Annotated in this window: 19 protein-coding genes; 2 read left to right on the top strand and 17 right to left on the bottom strand. The window is 41.7% G+C overall.

Annotated elements, in window-relative coordinates; all coding sequences use genetic code 11:
* Positions 1 to 358 precede the first annotated feature (358 nt).
* A complete protein-coding gene (rpmB, locus tag JK635_RS10460; protein ID WP_007087786.1) occupies positions 359 to 547 on the top strand; it encodes a 50S ribosomal protein L28 in 189 nt (62 codons plus the stop codon).
* Positions 548 to 696: 149 nt separating this feature from the next.
* On the opposite strand, the gene spoVM is transcribed toward rpmB, so the two are convergent.
* The 17 genes from spoVM to JK635_RS10375 all read right to left on the bottom strand — a co-directional run bounded on the left by spoVM (position 697) and on the right by JK635_RS10375 (position 18,509).
* Positions 697 to 780, bottom strand: a complete 84-nt coding sequence (gene spoVM / locus JK635_RS10455) for a stage V sporulation protein SpoVM (protein ID WP_199417578.1) — start codon at positions 778 to 780, stop codon at positions 697 to 699.
* Between the two features lie 108 nt (positions 781 to 888).
* Entirely contained in the window at positions 889 to 1,536 is a 648-nt protein-coding gene (locus tag JK635_RS10450; protein ID WP_202653891.1) for a thiamine diphosphokinase, read from the bottom strand.
* Between the two features lie 36 nt (positions 1,537 to 1,572).
* A complete protein-coding gene (gene rpe / locus JK635_RS10445) occupies positions 1,573 to 2,223 on the bottom strand; it encodes a ribulose-phosphate 3-epimerase (RefSeq protein WP_202653890.1) in 651 nt (216 codons plus the stop codon).
* Positions 2,224 to 2,225: 2 nt separating this feature from the next.
* A complete protein-coding gene (gene rsgA / locus JK635_RS10440) occupies positions 2,226 to 3,107 on the bottom strand; it encodes a ribosome small subunit-dependent GTPase A (RefSeq protein ID WP_202653889.1) in 882 nt (293 codons plus the stop codon).
* A 57-nt stretch (positions 3,108 to 3,164) separates the two neighbouring features.
* Positions 3,165 to 5,141, bottom strand: coding sequence for a Stk1 family PASTA domain-containing Ser/Thr kinase (pknB, locus tag JK635_RS10435; RefSeq protein WP_202653888.1), 1,977 nt, complete (start codon positions 5,139 to 5,141; stop codon positions 3,165 to 3,167).
* A 6-nt stretch (positions 5,142 to 5,147) separates the two neighbouring features.
* Complete coding sequence (locus JK635_RS10430; RefSeq protein WP_202653887.1) at positions 5,148 to 5,894, bottom strand: Stp1/IreP family PP2C-type Ser/Thr phosphatase; 747 nt, start codon at positions 5,892 to 5,894, stop codon at positions 5,148 to 5,150.
* 4 nt (positions 5,895 to 5,898) lie between these two features.
* Positions 5,899 to 6,987, bottom strand: coding sequence for a dual-specificity RNA methyltransferase RlmN (gene rlmN / locus JK635_RS10425; protein WP_202653886.1), 1,089 nt, complete (start codon positions 6,985 to 6,987; stop codon positions 5,899 to 5,901).
* Positions 6,988 to 6,990: 3 nt separating this feature from the next.
* Positions 6,991 to 8,370: a 16S rRNA (cytosine(967)-C(5))-methyltransferase RsmB gene (rsmB, locus tag JK635_RS10420; protein WP_202653885.1), complete on the bottom strand. Its 1,380-nt coding sequence runs from the start codon at positions 8,368 to 8,370 to the stop codon at positions 6,991 to 6,993.
* 1 nt (position 8,371) lies between these two features.
* Positions 8,372 to 9,316, bottom strand: a complete 945-nt coding sequence (gene fmt / locus JK635_RS10415; protein ID WP_202653884.1) for a methionyl-tRNA formyltransferase — start codon at positions 9,314 to 9,316, stop codon at positions 8,372 to 8,374.
* The gene (gene def, locus JK635_RS10410) at positions 9,313 to 9,798 is read right to left on the bottom strand and encodes a peptide deformylase (protein ID WP_202653883.1); all 486 of its coding nucleotides are present in this window, start codon (positions 9,796 to 9,798) and stop codon (positions 9,313 to 9,315) included. Before def ends, fmt begins: the two co-directional genes overlap by 4 nt.
* A gap of 64 nt (positions 9,799 to 9,862) precedes the next feature.
* Positions 9,863 to 12,274, bottom strand: coding sequence for a primosomal protein N' (priA, locus tag JK635_RS10405; protein WP_202653882.1), 2,412 nt, complete (start codon positions 12,272 to 12,274; stop codon positions 9,863 to 9,865).
* On the bottom strand, positions 12,261 to 13,484 hold the full coding sequence (coaBC, locus tag JK635_RS10400; RefSeq protein WP_202653881.1) for a bifunctional phosphopantothenoylcysteine decarboxylase/phosphopantothenate--cysteine ligase CoaBC: 1,224 nt from the start codon (positions 13,482 to 13,484) through the stop codon (positions 12,261 to 12,263). Before coaBC ends, priA begins: the two co-directional genes overlap by 14 nt.
* A gap of 203 nt (positions 13,485 to 13,687) precedes the next feature.
* Complete coding sequence (gene rpoZ / locus JK635_RS10395; protein WP_202653880.1) at positions 13,688 to 13,909, bottom strand: DNA-directed RNA polymerase subunit omega; 222 nt, start codon at positions 13,907 to 13,909, stop codon at positions 13,688 to 13,690.
* Position 13,910: 1 nt separating this feature from the next.
* Complete coding sequence (gmk, locus tag JK635_RS10390) at positions 13,911 to 14,525, bottom strand: guanylate kinase (RefSeq protein WP_202653879.1); 615 nt, start codon at positions 14,523 to 14,525, stop codon at positions 13,911 to 13,913.
* 10 nt (positions 14,526 to 14,535) lie between these two features.
* Complete coding sequence (gene remA, locus JK635_RS10385; protein ID WP_202653878.1) at positions 14,536 to 14,799, bottom strand: extracellular matrix/biofilm regulator RemA; 264 nt, start codon at positions 14,797 to 14,799, stop codon at positions 14,536 to 14,538.
* A 61-nt stretch (positions 14,800 to 14,860) separates the two neighbouring features.
* Positions 14,861 to 15,736, bottom strand: coding sequence for a YicC/YloC family endoribonuclease (locus JK635_RS10380; RefSeq protein WP_202653877.1), 876 nt, complete (start codon positions 15,734 to 15,736; stop codon positions 14,861 to 14,863).
* Positions 15,737 to 15,830: 94 nt separating this feature from the next.
* Positions 15,831 to 18,509 (bottom strand): calcium-translocating P-type ATPase, SERCA-type, encoded by a 2,679-nt coding sequence (locus tag JK635_RS10375; RefSeq protein WP_202653876.1) that lies wholly within the window; start codon positions 18,507 to 18,509, stop codon positions 15,831 to 15,833.
* Between the two features lie 206 nt (positions 18,510 to 18,715).
* On the opposite strand from JK635_RS10375, the gene JK635_RS10370 reads away from it, so the two are divergent.
* Positions 18,716 to 20,431 carry an Rqc2 family fibronectin-binding protein gene (locus JK635_RS10370; RefSeq protein ID WP_202653875.1) on the top strand — a complete coding sequence of 572 codons (1,716 nt, stop codon included), beginning with the start codon at positions 18,716 to 18,718 and terminating at the stop codon, positions 20,429 to 20,431.
* Positions 20,432 to 20,445: the final 14 nt, after the last annotated feature.

Here is a 20,445-nt window from a genome sequence, read left to right as displayed (position 1 = left end):
TCGTTCCTCCTTTGGATTTTTGCTCCTAGGCTACAGTCATTTTACTATAGTGAAAGCGATATTGGAAGCCATAGCTTTCTTTTTACTATGAGAGCATTTTTAATTAAGTATTGTCAAGGTTTTTTTCTTGAATACATTTTGTCCGGTTCAAACATCTAGGTATTTTCGCTTTTCGCTATTGTCTAGCTATAGTCCCAGGGGAGTGGCACTTTCGCTTTTCGCTATTGCATTCGTATTCGTTGTATGGTAAATTATTAAAGTATGTGAAGACTAGAAAATTGGACTGAGCCATTTTTCTATAGTACTTTGTTTCTAAACATTACTGTTTATGCTGTTGGTAGTTAAGGAGGGATAATCTATGCCACGTAAATGTGTTGTAACTGGAAAGAAAACAACCACTGGTAACGCACGTTCACACGCTATGAACGCTAATAAGCGCACATGGGGTGCTAACCTACAAAAAGTACGTATTCTTGTTGATGGCAAGCCAAAACGCGTCTGGGTTTCGGCAAGAGCGTTAAGATCCGGTAAAGTTGAACGCGTATGATTTAGCGAAACATGAGCATCCTTTTGGGATGCTTTTTTCATTCCATCCTATTATATATTATTTCCTAATTGACAAAATAAAAAGCACCCAAAAGTTATGGGTACTTCACGTTTATCGAAAGGTATTAAATCATCCTTGAGCTGAATTTTTTATTCTTTCTTATGAAACACACCAATCATCGCCCGGACAATGCCGCCTAGAAACTTCGGCAGTTTAATCGTATAAAATTTCATACTGTCCCTCCTCACCAATCTCACGTCGCTTCTCTTATCACTTTTAACTTGCAAACGTCAATATCATATTATTCAAACTGACGAAATCAGTACCACCTAACAAGCCTATTAATCATGGCTTCTTACCACTATTAATATGCCTTCGGAAAATGAAAAAGTACCATATTCACTAATAAGTTCATTACTAATACATAGTGTCGAACCAAGAGAAATATGACGATTTTTCAAGGGATATTTAAAGCCGGAAAGTGTGAGATTACTGATCTCAAGCGTCAGGGGAATAAACGAAATGTATTTTTCTGTTTCCCGTTTTTTTAATTCATACATTCCTGGTCCTTTGATAAACATCTCGTTACATCTGTCAATTAAATAAATATCTGTTGCCTGCTTGGTCTTTAACGGTTGAACAAGCAGCTGAACATTGGCAAATAAATGATCAAGCCGGCCACCGGTAGCTCCAAACAGCCGGATTGTTTTAGGTCTCTGGGCTAATGCCCAATTAAGGGCAAGCTCCGTATCTGTTTCATTCTTTATCGGCTGAAATCGTTTCAATTCTGCTACTTTCGTTTCAATCAACGCTAATTCTTCCGGTGAGACGGAATCAAAATCACCAAAAGCTATTTCCGGAGTGATGTTTCTTTTTAACAAATGAAAAACTCCGCGGTCAACACCGACCCAGATCGCCCCATCTCCTTTATATTGCTGCAAATTAGGCAAAAGGTCTTCCGGGCCCCCTGCCAGGATATTGATAACCATAACAGTACCTCTCTCCCCTAAGCAAAAAGCCGGGCATTAAAGCCGGCTCTTTAGCTGCGCAATGGCATTCGCATAGTTTTCTTGATTATAAATGGCTGAACCTGCGACGAGAACATTTGCCCCTGCTTGGGCACATTGAACAGCCGTTTCTGAATTAATGCCGCCATCTACTTCAATTTCGATGTCCAACCCTTTTGTTTCGGCCATTTGCTTGACTTGAGTAATTTTCGGAAGCACTTCCGGAATGAACTTTTGTCCGCCAAATCCAGGATTAACCGACATTAATAAAACCATGTCAATGTCACCAATAATATGCTGAATCGTATCGACCGGAGTTGCCGGATTTAACACAACGCCCGCTTTGACCCCAAACGATTTAATCGTTTGAATCGTGCGGTGCAAATGGCGGCAGGCTTCTACATGAACTGTAAGATAGTCAGCTCCTGCTTTGGCAAATGCGTCAATATACTGATCAGGGTTTTCAATCATCAGATGGACATCAAGCGGCAGTTTGGTAATGGGCCTGATGGCCTCGACAATTAACGGACCAATAGTGATATTGGGAACAAAATGTCCGTCCATTACATCAACATGAATGTAGTCGGCTCCAGCTCTTTCAACTGCTGTAATTTCTTCCCCCAGCTTGGCAAAATCGGCGGAAAGAATGGAGGGAGCAATTTTTATCATTACTAATACCTCGGCTTTCTCTCTTTAATTTCTCGTAAAAAATCAACATAGTGTTCATAACGGTATACCGGGATCTCTCCTGCCTCTACTTTCAGTTTGACACCGCATTTTGGTTCTTTCAAATGAAGGCAGCCGCGAAATTTACATTGTTCACTTGCCCGGAGAAATTCCGGAAAACAACGGGTTAGATCCTCGGCTTCGATATTGGTAAATTCCAATGAACTAAACCCGGGCGTGTCGGCCACAAGGCCGTTACCTACTTTTATTAATTCAACATGCCTAGTCGTATGCCGGCCCCTTCCCAAATGAGCGGAAATATCATTCGTTTTCAACTCTAAATCGGGCCGCAAAACATTTAACAAAGAGGACTTTCCTACCCCCGATTGACCAGCAAAGACAGAAATTTTATTTTCAAGATGCGGATTCAAACGATCTATCCCCGCTTCTGTTTCGGATGAGGTTAGAATCACTTCATATCCGGCGCCGTTATAATGCTCGGCATATGTTGAAATCTTTTGCTGCTCGTCATCATTAGTAAGATCCATTTTTGTAATACAAATCAGCGGTTTGATATGGTTAAATTCAACCAACACAAGAAAGCGATCCAGCAATCCCGGACTGAAGTCCGGTTCTACCGCTGAAAAAACCAAAATAGCTTGGTCTACATTGGCAATCGGCGGCCGCTGCAATTCATTCTTTCGCTCTTTCACTTCCAAAATGTAGCCTTCCTGGTTATTCTCAGCTTGAAAAACAACTTCATCGCCAACAAGAGGGGTGATTTTATTTTTTCGAAAAACCCCTCTGCCACGGCATTGAATGACATGATCCTGATGGAGTACATAGTAAAAGCCACTTAATGCTTTAATAATTTTTCCTTCAGGCATAGCACCCCTCCATGTGTACCATTATTTTTCCTAATAATTCCATCACTAATTTCCAGTTTAATCTATATCCGAATAGTTAATAACTTCTTCCATAAAGACCGTGTTGTCCTTCATGACCCTATAGCCGGCTTTTTTACCATACGGAATAGTTAACTCGATTTGAACCTTTTTGGTTGCATTGATGTTAAATGTTTCCGCTGGTTCTGTCATGTTTCGATTCATATCATCAATATAAATCTGTACCACTTGTTCCTTATCAGGATTTTCCGGATCAGGTTCAAAGGGAATAGTGATCTCTTTGACGACCTTTTTTGGAGGTTTCTCTCCTTTGGAGATGACAACCGTAACCTTATCGCCTTTTTTTAGCTCAGTTCCTTCTTTAGGTGATTGGGAGATGACCATTCCTGCTGGTACTTTCTCATCATATTGTTCCTGTGATGCATCCAGAGTTAGCCCAACTAATGAACAGTAGTCCTGGGCACCTTTTAAACTATACTGGGTTAAATCTTTTAAGACAATAATTTCCGGACCTAAGCTAACTTCAAATTCTAAGACGGTATCTTCCGGAACCACTTGTTCCCCTTCCGGCGGATTTTGGCTGAGTATCGTCCCCGGGGCACTATCATCGTGCTTTTCAATTTTCTTTATATCTTTAAATTTATCATCTAATAAACGAACGACATCATCATAGTTTCTGCCAACATAGTTGGATAATTCCAGTTTTTTCTTCCCGGAACTAATATAAAGCGTGACTTTTGCTTTTTCCTTAACCGTTTCTCCTGCTTCGGGGTCCGTTTTGATAACGAGACCTTCTTCTACTTCTTCACTTGTGATCTTGATTTTTTTATCAATACCTAATCCACTTTGCTTTAATTTGGAAACGGCATCGTCCAGTTCCATTCCGCTAACATTAGGAACTTTAACCTCCTTAGCAGAAAGTATTCCTGGCAAAAATAAAGCAGATAATAATCCTATGACACATAAAAAAAGAAAAATAGAAACGAGAACTAGCGGCCATTTTTTTCTTTTTTTATTTTTTTTCTCTTTCTTTTTCTCTTTCTTAGTTTTTTCGGTCGGTTTTTCAGCTGTGTTTTCAGTGCTATGAACCAAGGTTTCTTCCAGATTTTTTAATGGTTTGTCATTGGTTATTACCGGAATGGCTTTCGTGGCTTCATCATCGACAGGAATAGCAAACTTGGCTTCATTCATCCGTTCGGGATCTAGAGCAGTCTGCAAGTCCTCCTCCATTTCGTCAACGCTGTTATAGCGATGAAATGGGTCTTTCGCAGTTGCCTTTAAGACGATATTTTCGACACTTTGCGGAATACTTGGATTCCAGCGCCGCACCGACGGAGTCTCTGATTGCAGATGCTTTAAGGCGATGGATACAGCTGATTCACCCGAAAACGGCAGTCTGCCAGTTAATAATTCAAACATCACGATCCCAAGTGAATAAATATCCGACTTTCGATTCGCCATGCCGCCTCTTGCCTGCTCAGGTGATAAATAATGAACCGAGCCTAAGACTGAATTTGTTTGCGTTATCGCTGTTGCGCTCAGAGCGGTAGCAATCCCAAAATCAGTCACTTTCACATTTCCTTCATGGTCTATTAAAATATTATGTGGTTTAATATCACGATGAATAATATGATTATGGTGAGCATGTGAAATGGCAGATGTCAGCTGTTTCATGATCTCGATTGCTTTTTCCACTCTTAATGGAGAATTTTGCTGTATGTATTGTTTAAGAGTCTGCCCATCAACGTATTCCATCACAATATAATAAAGATCATTTTCTTCGCCTACATCATAAATATTAACAATATTCGGATGCGCAAGACTTGTAGCTGCTTGTGCTTCCCGGCGAAATCTCCTGATAAATTCTTCATCATTTGCAAAATCAAGCCTGAGCATTTTAACGGCTACATCACGATCAAGAATCATATCATGGGCCAGGTAGACATTTGCCATGCCTCCGCCGCCAATAATATTTAAAATTTTATAGCGCCCGCTTAATCTTTTTCCAATCATCATCCGGCATCACCCCTCACTGCCCTCAGAAAACTCCACAATTCCCAAGGTAATATTATCCTCTCCGCCGTTTTCATTGGCGAGTAAGATAAGTGTTTGGGCTTTCTCTTCAAGCGGTTCTTCATTTAAAAGGATTTTCACCATTTCATTTTCACTTACTTTGTTAGAGAGTCCGTCGGAACACAGCAGCAGGATATCTCCTTCTTCAAAAATAATCGTCTTAATATCCATTTCAACTTTTTTTTCAGTACCTAATGCCCTTAATAGGACATTTTTCCTTGGGTGATGTTCGGCATCCTCCTTGGAAATTTGCCCTGAACGGACAAGTTCATTGACAAGAGAATGATCCTCTGTAATTTGTTTAAATCCGGATTCATTTAAAATATAGCAGCGGCTATCTCCGATATTTGCTATGGTTGCAAACCGATCAGTGGTTATGGCGGCAACGATTGTTGTCCCCATACCATCACACTCTGAATTATTGGCAGCATGTTCTAAAAGAATATTGTTGACAGCGGTAATTTCCTCCTGCAACCACTTTTCAGCTGTATCTGCAGTCAAAATTTTCTCTGTTGTTTCCCATTCCTTTTTCAAATGGGAAACGCTCATTTCACTTGCGACATCGCCTGCCCGGTGACCGCCCATCCCATCGGCAACAATAGCAAGGAGACTGCCATCCTTATTGACAAAGATTCCACCGGCATCCTCGTTGTGCAGCCGTACCTTCCCTTTATCTGTTTTAAATACTGCTTTCATACCTTCACCTCGTCTCCTCTTTTCGCTCCTTTGCACGAAGCTGACCGCATGCTGCGTCAATGTCATGACCATGCTCCCGGCGAATCGTTACATTAATACCGCGATTTTTCAGTGTTTTTTCAAACGCAAAAATCTTTTCTCGCGGTGTTCGCACATAATCTCTTTCCGGCACATAGTTAACTGGTATCAGATTCACATGGCATTTTAAATCCTTTAATAAATCAGCCAATTCCTCGGCATGGTCGGTTGAATCGTTAACACCGCCGAAAAGACCGTATTCAAAGCTGACCCGGCGCCCCGTCTTATCGATATAATACCGTACTGCTTTCATTAAGTCATCAAGTTTATAAGCTTTATTAATCGGCATTAATCTCGTTCTTAATTCTGTATTTGGAGCATGTAAAGAAATAGCAAAGTTAATCTGCATGTTTTCATCAGCAAATTGATAGACTTTGGGAACGATGCCGCTCGTTGAGACAGTAATATGACGTGCACCAATATTAAGCCCTTTCTCATGATTGATGATTTTTAAAAAGGAAATCAAATTCTGATAATTATCAAACGGCTCACCAATTCCCATAACGACAACTGAACTTACCCGTTCCTCGGTTTCATCCAATGCTTTTTGCACCTTGACCACCTGGGCAACAATTTCCCCAGCCTCCAGATGCCGCTTTAAGCCGCCGAGAGTGGAAGCGCAAAAGGTACAGCCAATCCGGCAGCCAACCTGTGTCGTAACGCAGACGGAATTACCATAGTCATGCCGCATCAGAACTGTTTCAATTGAATAGCCGTCATGGAGTTCAAATAGAAATTTAATCGTTCCATCCGAAGAAGTTTGCTGCACGACAGTATTTAAGGTGGTAATTTGGAACTCACTTGCAAGCTTCTCTCTTAAGGCTTTTGATAAGTTGCTCATATCCTCGAAAGAAGTTACTCTTTTTTTATAAAGCCAATCAAACAGCTGCTCAGCCCGAAACGGTTTTTCACCGTTCTCCTGTAGCCATTTTTTCATATCATCGAGGTTTAATGAATAAATCGATCGCTTCTTGTCGTCACTAGTATTTGTCTCAGTTGTCTTAAGTTGTTCCAACTGTTACACCTCTTTTCTATCCTGTACGGTTGTTTTTTCCTTTGTTAAGGCAGCAATATAAAAACCATCAGAACCAAAATTCTGCGGAAATATTTGCAAGCCGGAGTCTTTCACCAATGGTTGGATTGCTTCGGGCATTCTCTGTTTCAACGAAGGGTCCAAGCGAAATTCCGGATGATTCCGTAAAAAAGTTTCGATTGTCCCGTTATTTTCCTGTTGGTCCACAGTACAGGTACTATACACAAGAATTCCGCCTATTTTAACTAATGGAGCTACTGAATCTAACAAATCCTGTTGAATGCGGCTTAACCGTTCAACATCTTGCTCCCGCTTCGTATACTTGATATCCGGCTTTCTTCTCATTACGCCCAGCCCGGAACAAGGAGCATCAAGCAGCACACGGTCAAACGATTCCTCGTCAAAATGTCTGCCCGCCATTCGCGAGTCTAATACACGGGGGTGAATATTTGTCAAACCTAAACGGTCGGCATTATCGTGAATTAATTTCACCTTATGTTCATGAAGATCAAGCGAAAACACTTGTCCCGTTTGCTTTAATTTTTCCGCGATATGGGTACTTTTTCCTCCAGGGGCAGCACAGGCATCTAAAACCTGTTCGTTTTCTTTGATGTCAAGCGCATAGGCAGTTAGCATCGAGCTCTCGTCTTGAATCGTAAACAGGCCGCTTTTAAATGCTTGAGATGCGGCCAAATTTCCTTTTATAGAGCGTATTGCCTCGGGAATAATCGGGCTTTTTTCAATTTGAAAACCTTCTTCTTCAAGGAGTCGGACGCATTCATCCCGGGAAATTCTCAGCAAGTTGACCCGCGCTGTTTGCAGCGGAGCTGTCAAGTTGGTCTCGCACATTTGTTTCGTTATTTCATAGCCAAATTGACCAACCCATCTTCTTACAAGCCATAATGGGTGACTCGTTTCGATTGCCAGCCGCTCCAATGAATCAGGTATCTTCTCCAAAGCTGGCAGGCCTTCCCGTTGTATCGTTCTTAAGACGCCGTTAACCAATCCGGCAATCCCTTTATGCCCCCGTTTCTTGGCAATTTCAACTGCTTCATGGATCGCGGCACGGTCGGGAATTTTATCAAGAAAAACCATTTGATAAAGCGTCAGCCGTAGAAGCTGCAACACCCAATTCTCGAGTCTCTTCGCCTGTTTTAAAAATGGCGCTAAAAAGAAATCTAAGGTCATTTTTCTTTGCAATGTCCCATAAATTAATTCTGTCAAGAGCCCTACATCTTTCTGGGGAAGCTGATGCTTGTTTATTTCATTGTTGAGGAGCAAATTGCTGTATGACTGATTCTTCTCAATCGCCATAAGGAGATCGAGTGCTGTTTCTCGGACATTCTTTTTTGCTTTTGCTGTCATATTATTCTCCTAATTTACTGCCTATAGTAATTTTATCCCCCGCTCCTCGTAAAAATTGTTCACATTTCATTTTTGTTTTTCCAGCGGGTTGCAATTCGGTAATTTTAATCGCTGTTTCGTTTCCACTGCTAACGATCATTCCATCTTTTTCGATTTTCACAATGACACCCGGCTGACTTCCTGTTACCCCGTTCACTTTTTGCGCCTTCCAAATTTTATATACTTGACCATTGAAAGTGGTAAAGGCAACTGGCCATGGGTTTAAACCGCGAATGTGATTGTAGATCTCCTCTCCTGTCTTGTTCCAGTCAATTTTTTCCTGTTCTCTCTTAATATTGGGAGCAAAGGTTGCATCCGCATCTTTTTGCGGAATGGCTGTAAGAAGTCCTGCCAATAGTTTGGGCAATGTCTCTGATAAAAGTTTAGCACCAGCAGCGCTTAATTTATCATGAAGTGTTCCAACATTATCCTCCTCGTCAATCGGAACTTCCACAGTCGTGAGGATATCCCCGGCATCCAATTTTTCAGCCATATACATAATCGTAATCCCGGTTTTTTGCTTTCCTTGCAATATGGCATAATGAATCGGAGCCCCGCCGCGCAGCTCAGGGAGCAGTGAGGCATGGACATTAATGCAGCCATATTTAGGGGCTTCCAATAATTCCTTTGGTAAGATTTGGCCAAAGGCAGCAGTCACAATTAAATCTGGCTTAAGTTCCAGGATCTTCTGCAGTTCATCCGGCTGCCGGATCTTTTCAGGCTGAAATATCGGAATTCCATGCTTCAACGCTTCTGCTTTTACCGGTGGCGGTGTTAAAACCCTTTTTCTTCCCACCGGCCGGTCTGGCTGGGTCACCACTCCAATCACATCATAGCCATCTTCAATGATTTGCTTTAATACCGGGACAGAGAAGTCAGGAGTACCCATAAAAACAATTCTCGTCATTCACATTCCGCTCCTTCCAGCTCATCTTCTTCTAAATATCGGGAAACTTTTGTGGTAAATAAGATCCCATCCAGGTGATCAATTTCATGTTGAATCGCCCTGGCAAGAAAATCTTCTGCCTCAAGGGTATATGGTCTGCCTTTACGATCAAACGCTTCGATTTTTACATAATTTGGTCTCGTTACTTCGCCATATAATCCGGGAAAGCTTAAGCAGCCTTCAGGTCCTGTTTGTTCCCCTTCTTGCTTAACGATGCGGGGATTAATCATTTCAATTGTTCCCGAATCATCATCAATATCAACGATAGCAATTCGCGCATCTAAACCAATTTGCGGGGCAGCAAGACCAACACCATCAAATTCAATCATCGTATCATACATATCATCCAGCACTTTTCCTAGTTTTTTGTCAAACTTGACAACTTCTTTACATTTCAGTTCCAGGATCGCTGCTGGGTAGTTTACAATTTTACGTACCGTCAAAATAGTTCCTCCGTCTAGATTGATCTCTATATATAAAATTAATTACTTATCATTCTCACCCAGATTACATTAAGATAAACGGGTTGACGTCTATCGATACCTGTAGTCCATTTCTGGCTTCTTTCTGGTATTGATCAAGAATTTTCTTTAGAACATTTGTTAGATTCGGTTCCCGTTTGTATTTTATCAGACATTGATAGCGATATCTATTATTAATCCTGGGTATCGGTGATGCCGCCGGCCCAAGAATGACGGCTTGATTGGAAACTTGCGATCTTAGATAATTAACAATTTTCTCCGTTTCTGCAACTGCCTTCATTAATTGTTCATGGGTAACGGTGACCAACACTAAATAATAGAATGGCGGATAATGATGGATTTTTCGCATCATCATTTCCCGTTGATAAAAATAATCATAATTCTGCATCCCTGCTAATTCGATGCTATAATGCTCCGGAGTATAGGTTTGAATTACGACTTCTCCAGGCAATTGATGTCTTCCTGCCCGCCCGCTGACCTGTGTCAATAATTGAAATGTTTTTTCAGAAGAACGAAAATCCGGTAAATGCAGCATTGTATCAGCGGACAAAACACCGACTAAGGTAATGTTAGGAAAATCGAGTCCTTTAGCAATCATTTGCGTGCCTAATAAAATATCGGCCTTGCCATCGCGAAAATCCTTTAATAATTTTTCGTGGGAGCCTTTTCTTCCGGTTGTATCAACGTCCATCCGGATGACCCTTGCTTCGGGAAGAATTTTTCCCAATTCCTCTTCAACCTTTTGCGTACCAGTGCCAAAATAGCGAATATATTCACTTGAACATTCCGGACACACATTCGGTATATTGCTTTCATAACCGCAATAATGGCATTTCATCCGGTTTCCGGCCCGATGATAGGTCAGCGAGATATCGCAATTTGGACAATTCACAACGTAACCGCAATCCCGGCACATGACAAATGACGAGTGCCCCCGCTTGTTTAATAATAGGACAGACTGTTGTTTTTTTTCCAGCCGGTCCTTAAGCTTTGAAAACAGCTTGCGCGAAAACATCGATCGGTTTTCGGCACGAAGTTCTTCACGCATATCAATAATTTCCACCGGGGGCAGCGGTTTATTGTTCATCCTATTTGACAGCGTTAACAGATGGTATACCTTTTTTTGCGCCCTGGCAAATGATTCCAATGAAGGAGTGGCACTTCCTAAGACTACGGGACAGCTATAGACTTTTGCCCTTTCTATCGCAACATCTCGGGCATGATAACGCGGCATATCTTCCTGTTTATAGCTCGTTTCATGCTCTTCATCGATAATGATGATGCCAATGTTTTCAAACGGGGCGAAAATGGCCGACCTGGCTCCAACAACAACCTTGACCTCTTTCCGCTGTATTTTGCGCCATTCATCATACTTTTCCCCAGCAGATAGTCCACTGTGCATGACCGCCACTAAATCTCCAAATCTTCCTTTGAAACGGTTCACCATTTGCGGTGTTAAGGAAATTTCCGGTACGAGGACGATAGCCTCTTTCCCTTTATCGATGACATCCTGAATCGCTTGTAAATATATTTCTGTTTTTCCGCTCCCGGTTACCCCGTAAAGTAAAAATACTTCATGCCGTTTGGCCTCAATTGCCTTTAAAATAGGAGAGATTGCAGCAGTTTGAGCCTTTGTTAATGGCAATGGAGCAGTATGCTCAAAAACTCGATTTTCAAATGGGTCGCGATATACTTCCATTTCATCCTCGGAAAGCAGCCCCTTCTCAACCAACGCCTTTACAGTAGAAGGAGAAGTTTGAACGATCGTCAGCAGCTGTTTTTGTTCGACTGGATCTTGGTGCTCGATAAAGTAATCTAACACCTGCCTTTGTTTTTCCGCATTGGCCGGCAGCCTCTCCATTTCTGCCTTAATTTCAGCAGGGGGAAACAACGGTCGAATAACCTTCACCTGCTTTTTCTTAACTCTTTCTTTTACCTCATAAACAACTTCAAGATGACCTTTGGCAGCCTCACGCTGTAAAAGGGGGACTAAGCCGCTTTTTAACACCTCTTCCCACTCAAGCTTTTTATTGTCAGCAAAAATCGCTTGCAGTGAACTTGGTAAAACAGCCACTTCCTTTCCAGGGGCCAGTCGTACCTTTTTTTCATATTTTGCTTTCAGGGCAGCAGGGAGCATTGCCTGGTAGGCAAAAATTTTAAAGCATAGTGAGGTTTCGGTTAACCATTCGCCCAGATGCAATAATTCCTTATTCAAAACCGGTTCCAGATCCATTGGTGCAATAATTTCCTTTAACTGCTTAAACTCCGATTTGTCCTTTATTTCCGTCACAAAGCCTTGAATTTTTCGCGGCCCAAAAGGAACTATCACTCTCATGCCTGGTTGCATCGTTTCCGTCCAATCTTCGGGAATCAGATAATCGAATGGCTTATCTGTTTGTTTTGCCGGAACATCAACGATGACACTAGCAATTTTCATGTTTATTCAGATCCTTCAACAAAACAGTTATTTCTTCGATAATTTTTTGGGCAACGGCCGTTTTTGACATAATGGGTAATTCGCTAACAGTGCCATCCCGTTTAAACAAGGTGACAATGTTTGTGTCGGTGCCGAAACCTGCCCCCTCTGCTTTTACATTGTTGGCAACAATCATGTCGGCATTTTTTTTCTTCAGTTTTGCTTGGGCATATTCAGCTAGGTTATTGGTTTCAGCAGCAAAGCCGACCAGGATTTGCTTTGTTTTCCTTTTTCCTAATTCAAGCAAGATATCCTTTGTTCTTTCAAGCTCGATCATGACATTACCCGTTTGCTTTTTCACTTTATGGTCATAGGAAACCCTGGGACGATAGTCAGCCACAGCAGCTGTTTTAATCACAATATCCGCCTCATCAAAGACGTTCAGAACGGCTTGATACATGTCTTCAGCACTTTCGACACTGACGACGTCAATCCCCGATGGTTTTGGCAGCTGGACCGGTCCGGACACTAAAATGACGTGAGCACCTTGTTTCTTGGCTTCTTCAGCGAGGGCATACCCCATTTTGCCGCTGGAATGATTGGAAATAAACCGGACCGGATCTATTTTTTCGCGTGTCGGTCCTGCTGTAATGAGCACCGTTTTTCCCTTTAAGGGCTCGGTATTGCTGCTGACAAAATATTGCTCCATTAATGCCACTATTTTCTCTGGTTCTTCCAGCCGGCCTTTTCCGACATATCCGCAAGCCAAATAGCCTTCCCCAGGTTCAATGAATTGGTAACCATACTCATCCAATCTGGCAAGATTCCTTTTTACCGCAGGATGTTCATACATATGAACATTCATTGCCGGGGCGATCCACACAGGTGCGGTAGAAGCGAGCACTGTCGTCGTAATCATATTATCAGCAATCCCGCCCGCCAATTTTGCGATCGTATTTGCTGTTGCCGGAGCGACCAGAATCAAATCGGCCCAGTCTGCCAAGTCTATATGAGCAATCACTTGCGGATTTTTTTCATCAAAGGTATCAGTATACACTTCATTACGGGATAATGCCTGAAAAGTCAGCGGAGTCACAAATTGTGCCGCAGCTTCACTTAAAATGACTTTTACACTTGCCCCGGCTTGGACAAGTTTGCTTGTTAACGCCGCTGCTTTGTAAACCGCTATCCCTCCAGTTACGCATAATAATATCTTTTTATTCATAACCATCTTTGGATTCCCCCAGATATCAACTTTATTATCTATTATGCTGGAATAGAAAAATTTTTTCACTATTTTCCTTCTTTAATCGACAAAAATCTCAATAATACAGAAAGCTATTTTAAACCTTTTTGTAAACAAAAAAGGCTGACATTTAAGGATTCCCCTTATCGTCAGGCCTTTGTTTCGGTCCTTTATTAGTTTCATTGCAATTATTGTTCGGCAGGTGTTTCCGCTTTTTTAGCAATCCGGTAAGTCAATATGCCGCTGTTTATTTCCTCCAGTGCCTTGCCCACATGTTTATAAGAAACATACTTGGGTAATCTTTCATTCTTTTCAAGCTGCATTTGGCGGGCACGCTTGGCAGCTACTGAAACCAGTGAATATTTTGAATCAATTTTCTCTAATAAAGAATCTATCGATGGATATAACATCTTAATCAACCTCCAGCAATTTTTTGTAGATATGTTCAACTCGTTCCCTGCGGCAATGCTCTGCTACAACAATCGATTTGATCCGTTCACAAGCAAGTGTAACCTCATCGTTGACAACAACATAATCGTACAATTCCATCATTTCGATTTCTTCTCGTGCCGTCAGCATCCGATTGTGAATGATATCTTCTGTCTCAGTCCCTCTTGTCACAATTCGCTTCTTTAATTCGGAAAGACTTGGGGGCATTAAAAAAATGAACAAGCCTTCGGGGAATTTTTCACGGACTTGGCGGGCACCCTTAACCTCAATTTCTAAGAAGACATCTTTTCCTTGATTCAATGTTTGCTGAACGTAATCAACAGGAGTCCCGTAGTAGTTCCCGACAAATTCGGCATATTCCAATAGTTTATCATTTTTAATTAAATTCTCAAATTCTTCTCTAGTTTTGAAAAAATAATCAACCCCATCCACTTCACCCTCACGAGGTTTGCGGGTAGTAACAGAAATTGAGTATTCAAAAGCGGTATCAGGCTGCGAAAAGATTTCCTTCCGCACCGTCCCTTTTCCCACACCAGATGGTCCAGAAAGTACTATGAGTAATCCTTTTTCCTGCATTTCATAAATCCTACCCTTCCTCGATAGTCTCATCACGGTCCAATAAGCGGTGGGCAACCGTTTCCGGCTGGACTGCGGATAAAATAACATGATCGCTGTCCATCACAATGACCGCACGAGTACGTCTGCCATATGTAGCATCAATCAATGTCCCACGGTCCCGAGCGTCCTGGACAATTCTTTTTATTGGCGCAGATTCAGGACCGACTATTGATATGATCCGATTGGCAGAAACGATATTCCCAAATCCAATATTAACTAATTTAATCCCCATGATTACCATCCAATCATCATTAATAATATTTTGGCCGCGTCAAACTTTTTGTAAACTACTACTATTCAATATTTTGAACTTGTTCCTTTAGTTTTTCGAGTAAACTCTTCATTTCGACTACCTTTTTAGCTATATTGGCATCATTAGCCTTCGACCCAATTGTGTTAGCCTCCCGATTCATTTCCTGCACAAGGAAATCGAGCTTCCGGCCAATGGGTTCATGAACATTCAGGGTTTGCTTAAATTGCCCGATATGACTTTTTAATCTGATGATTTCTTCATTAATATCGGCTTTTTCAGCAAAAATGGCTACCTCAGTTAAAATCCTTGACTCATCTATTTGTCCGCTAACATATTCCTGCACTCTTTTTAAAATCCGCTCTTTATAAGATTGGACAACGATCGGGGCATCCTGTTGCAGATCAGTCACAATTGTTTCTAATTGAACAATGATTGCCTCAAGATCCATTTTTAGTGTTTCTCCTTCAGCCACTCGCATTTGCTTCAGTTGGGCAATTGCCTCCCCGGCAGCACGAATCACTAATTCCGACAATTCATCGTTATCAACTTCATTTTCTTCTATATGTATTAGGTCCGAACGGTTTAATAAATCATGCAGAGTGATGGACCCCTCCATCCCATATTTGGTCTGGGCTTGTTTAATAAATTGGATATATTCATCAATCAACTTCCAGTCAACCTGAATTTTTCGGGAAATAATGCCTTCCCCTTCCAAGCCGATAAACACTTCAACCCTTCCACGATGAATATGCCGATTTACGATTTTTTTAATTTTGTCTTCAATTTTTAACAGTTGCCTTGGCATCCGAATATTCATTTCACAAAAACGGTGGTTCACTGATTTAATCTCCACATTTACGGAAAAGGAATCAGATGCTGCCTTCCCTCTTCCAAAACCCGTCATACTGTTTACCATATTCACGCACATCCATTCATTGAAAAGGATATTCAGAAGAAAAATCCAAAAGGTAATAGAATGGATTCTATTACCTTTTGGATTATAACATACTTTATTTTGTTTTTCTTAATAAAAATGAACCCGCTAATAAAAAAGTTGGAATCGAGGATAAGCCAAGAATTAACAACCAATCGTCTGCCTCAATCGGCAGTGTATGAAATACCGGCTGCAACGGTGGATAATAAATGACCACCAACATTAAAACCAGAGAGGAGATGACGGCCCAAACCAGATATTGATTGCCAAATGGATTCCGTGACAAAATGGAAATTTCGCTGCGGCAATCAAAAACATGGATCAGTTGGGCCATAACAAGTGTGGCGAAAGCAACCGTTTGAGCGTATTCCAATTGCTCCGGATCATCGTGGTAAACAACCATAAATGCTATTAAAGTGACGATTCCAATCAAAAATCCCCGCGAAACCACTTTCCAGCCGAGTCCACGTGAAAAGACACCTTCATTAGGGCTTCTGGGAGCCCGCTTCATCACGTTCTCTTCCGGTTTATCGAGTCCAAGTGCCATCGCCGGCAGCCCATCTGTAACAAGATTGACCCAAAGAATTTGAATCGGCACCAATGGCAGCGGCAAGGCTAAGATCATCGCAAATAACATCACCATTATTTCACCAACATTGGAAGCAAGCAAATATCGGACAAACTTACGGATATTTTCGTAAATGTTTCTGCCTTCTTTAATCGCCGCTTTAATGGTGGCAAAATTATCATCCATTAATACGAGTGAGGAAGCCTCTTTGGCCACATCCGTGCCGGTGATCCCCATAGCAACACCAATATCAGCTGCTTTAATTGCCGGAGCATCATTCACCCCGTCCCCCGTCATCGCCACGATATGACCGCGATTTTGCAGAGCCTTAACAATTTTTAATTTATGCTCGGGTGATACCCGCGCAAACACAGATACATCTTCAACAACTGCTTCCAATTCTTCAACGGTCATTTGAGATAAGCCGTTTCCATCTAGCACTTTGCTTTTTTCTGTTAATATTCCCAGTTGAGCGGCAATTGCTTTAGCGGTAATGACATGGTCACCGGTAATCATAACCGTTTTAATGCCTGCCTCTTTACATTCTCTTACAGCATCTTTTACTTCTGGGCGAGGCGGGTCGATCATTCCTTGGATTCCGATTAAAGTGAGCGCCTTTTCCGCTTCTTGTTCACTTAAAATAATCGTATTAGCGGGAATGGATTTAAACGCTATGGCAATCGTTCTAAGAGCATTAGATGCGAGATGATTAATTGCATCCTGAACTTTGCCTTGCTTCTCCTGATTTAAAAATTGCGATCTCCCCTCCCAAAGAATCGATTCACAATTTCCCAAGATGACATCCGGAGCACCCTTTGTAATAATGAAGTTACGTCCTTGCCTGTCCTTTACATGAACGCTCATCATCTTTCGGGAAGAATCGAACGGGAACTCCTTGATAATGGTGAACTCCTCCAATAGTTTTGGTCGGGTAAAACCAGCTTTCATCGCACTGACCAGTAATGCTCCTTCAGTCGGGTCACCATCAAGATGAAATTGTTCCTCCTCTTGGTAGATATCAGAATGATTACACAGCATTCCAAAAATTAGCATTTGTTGTAATGCTTTTTCCTCTTTAGGATTGACTTTTTGTTTATTACGATAAAAATTTCCGATCGGCTGATACCCAATCCCATCAACCGTCCAAGTATTTCCACCACTCCATAAATGGGTAACGGTCATTTTATTTTGGGTCATCGTTCCTGTCTTATCAGAACAAATGACCGATGCACAACCTAATGTTTCAACCGCCGGTAGTTTACGAACGATCGCTTTTTGTCGGATCATTTTTTGGACGCCAAGCGAAAGTGCTACCGTGACAATCGCTGGCAGTCCTTCAGGTATAGCTGCCACTGCCAACGATACACCAGCTAAAAACATCGTATAAATATCGTGGCCGCGCAGCACTCCGATGACAACAACAAGAATAGTGAGAAATAAGGCGACCGCTATTAAAATCTTGCCTAATTGTTCCAACCGGCGTTGCAGCGGGGTCTCCTGTGACTCTGCCTCTTGCAGAAGACCGGCAATTTGTCCCATCGCCGATTTCATTCCCGTTGCCATGACAACACCGATACCGCTTCCTCTTGTCACCATCGTACCCATGAAGGCGATATTTTCCATATCACCAATACCGAGATTCGGATTCGCTAAACAATCGGTATGTTTTGCTACCGGCACGGATTCACCTGTCAATGCTGATTCTTCAATTTCCAAACTATTCGCTTCAATGATGCGGACATCGGCACCAATCCGATCCCCACTGGCAAATTTCAAGATGTCACCAATGACAATTTCTTTCGAAGGCACTTTAATCCAATGCCCATCCCTGAGCACAGATACCTGTGGTGCCGATAATTCTTTCAACGCCTGAAGCGATTTTTCCGCCCGCCTTTCCTGATAAAAGCCGAGAATGCCGTTTAAAATCACGATCGCAATAATGGCAATCGCATCGATATATTCCCCCAGCAGGCCGGAAATTAAAGTTGCCGCAAGCAAAACCAAGACCATAAAATCTTTAAATTGGCTGAAGAATAGCAGTAAAGCAGATTGTTTTTCCCCTTCCGCCAACTCATTAAATCCGTAACGTTCAATCCTCATCTTGACTTCTTCTTCTGTTAATCCTGTTGAAAAGTCGGTTTCTAAGACTTTTTCTACTTGTTTGATCTCCATCTCATGGAACTTCATCCGACCATCTCACTTCCCCCTTGTATCGACTCTAGGATAATCCCTTGCTTGCCATCCTTATCCCTATAGACTGACCTCTAAAGACAGCTTATTCAGGGTCGTCCAAAAAAATGCTATATCTTAAGCATGGCGGAGTAAAATAAGACAGATTTTAAAAAAGTAGGATATAATGATGTCATGAAAGCTAATAGAAAAGGATGTTTTTGATGTCATTCGATGGTTTATTTACAAAAGCAATGGTTGAGGAGCTTTCCCGGCTGCTTAAGGGCGGCCGAATAAGCAAGATTCATCAGCCCTATAAAAATGAAGTAATCATTACAATCCGTGCCGGCGGAGTGAACCATAAATTATTGCTCTCGGCCCATCCCAGCTATGCAAGAGCACAGTTAACGACAGAAGTCTATGCAAATCCCAGTGAACCGCCGATGTTCTGCATGCTATTAAGAAAGCATATTGAAGGTCATATTTTAGAAAATTTGTATCAGATTGATAATGATCGAATTATCATTTTTGAAATAAAAGGCCGTAACGAAATTGGGGATATCACTTGCAAGCAGCTCATTATCGAAATAATGGGAAGACACTCCAATATTGTATTAGTAGATAAGGTGCGAAATCTCATTTTAGACAGTATTAAACATATCTCTTTTGCAGTAAACAGCCATCGGGCGATTTTACCAGGTCAGCCCTATATCTGCCCGCCGGCACAGGATAAACAAAATCCCTTTTTCGCAAGTGAGGAAGATGTCGTCAGAAAGCTAGATTTTAATGCTGGGAAACTGGATAAGCAGTTAGTCGAACACTTCGCTGGCATTTCTCCACTGTTTGCCAAAGAGGTACTAGTTTCAGCCGGACTGGCAAATCATACGACGGTACCGGCCGCTTTTACTCGGTTAATTGCTAGGATAGAAGAAGATAAACTTTCCCCGGCAATCATGACCACTTCTGACAAAGAAATCTTTTATTTGTTTCCGCTTGAACATGTAAAAGGAGAAGTAAAACTATTTTCTTCATTAAGTGAAATGCTTGACCGCTTCTATTTTGGTAAAGCCGAACGAGACCGGGTCAAGCAGCAAGGCCATGATATTGAAAGACTCATGATGAATGAGAAGGAAAAAAACGAAAAGAAAATTGAAAAGCTTGAGGCCACATTAAAAGAAGCCGAGGAAGCTGAGCAATTTCAACGTTATGGAGAGCTTTTGACGGCCAATCTGTATGCCGTCAAAAAAGGCATGAAAGAAATCGAGGTTCTCGATTATTATGATGAATCAGGCCGTACTGTTATCATTCCGCTTGACCCTCGAAAAACGCCGGCTGAAAATGCCCAAAAATATTTTTCAAAATACCAGAAGGCAAAAAATGCTATTTCTATCGTTAGTGAACAAATTGCACATGCCAAAGAAGAAGTGCTGTATTTTGACAGTTTACTGCAACAGGTCTCATCGGCTTCGCCTAAGGATTTACAAGAGATTCGCGAGGAGTTGATTGAAGGTGGTTATCTCCGCGAACGGCATAAACGCAACAATAGAAATAAGCAACCTACCAAGCCAGTACTTGATCAATTTCAATCATCTGATCATACCGATATCCTTGTTGGGAAAAATAATAAACAAAATGATTATTTAACGCACAAGCTGGCAGCAAGAGATGAAATCTGGCTGCATACGAAGGATATTCCTGGTTCACATGTGGTGATTCGCAGCAAACAGCCTTCTGATCAAACTATAAAAGAAGCAGCGATGCTGGCTGCTTATTTTAGCAAGGCGAGAAATTCCAGCTCCGTTCCAGTCGATTATACAAAGGTCAGACATGTGAAGAAACCGAATGGGGCGAAACCGGGGTTTGTTATTTATGAGCAGCAGCAGACCGTTTATGTCACCCCGGATGAAGAATTAGTTCTGAAATTAAAGAAAAGCCCCTAATTTTTTTGGGGCTT

The organism is Neobacillus paridis, from assembly GCF_016765675.1.
GTDB classification, from domain to species: Bacteria; Bacillota; Bacilli; order Bacillales; family Cytobacillaceae; genus Neobacillus; species Neobacillus paridis.
The sequence above is the reverse complement of the archived record's forward strand: the minus strand, read 5'-3'. Positions and strand labels throughout refer to the sequence as shown.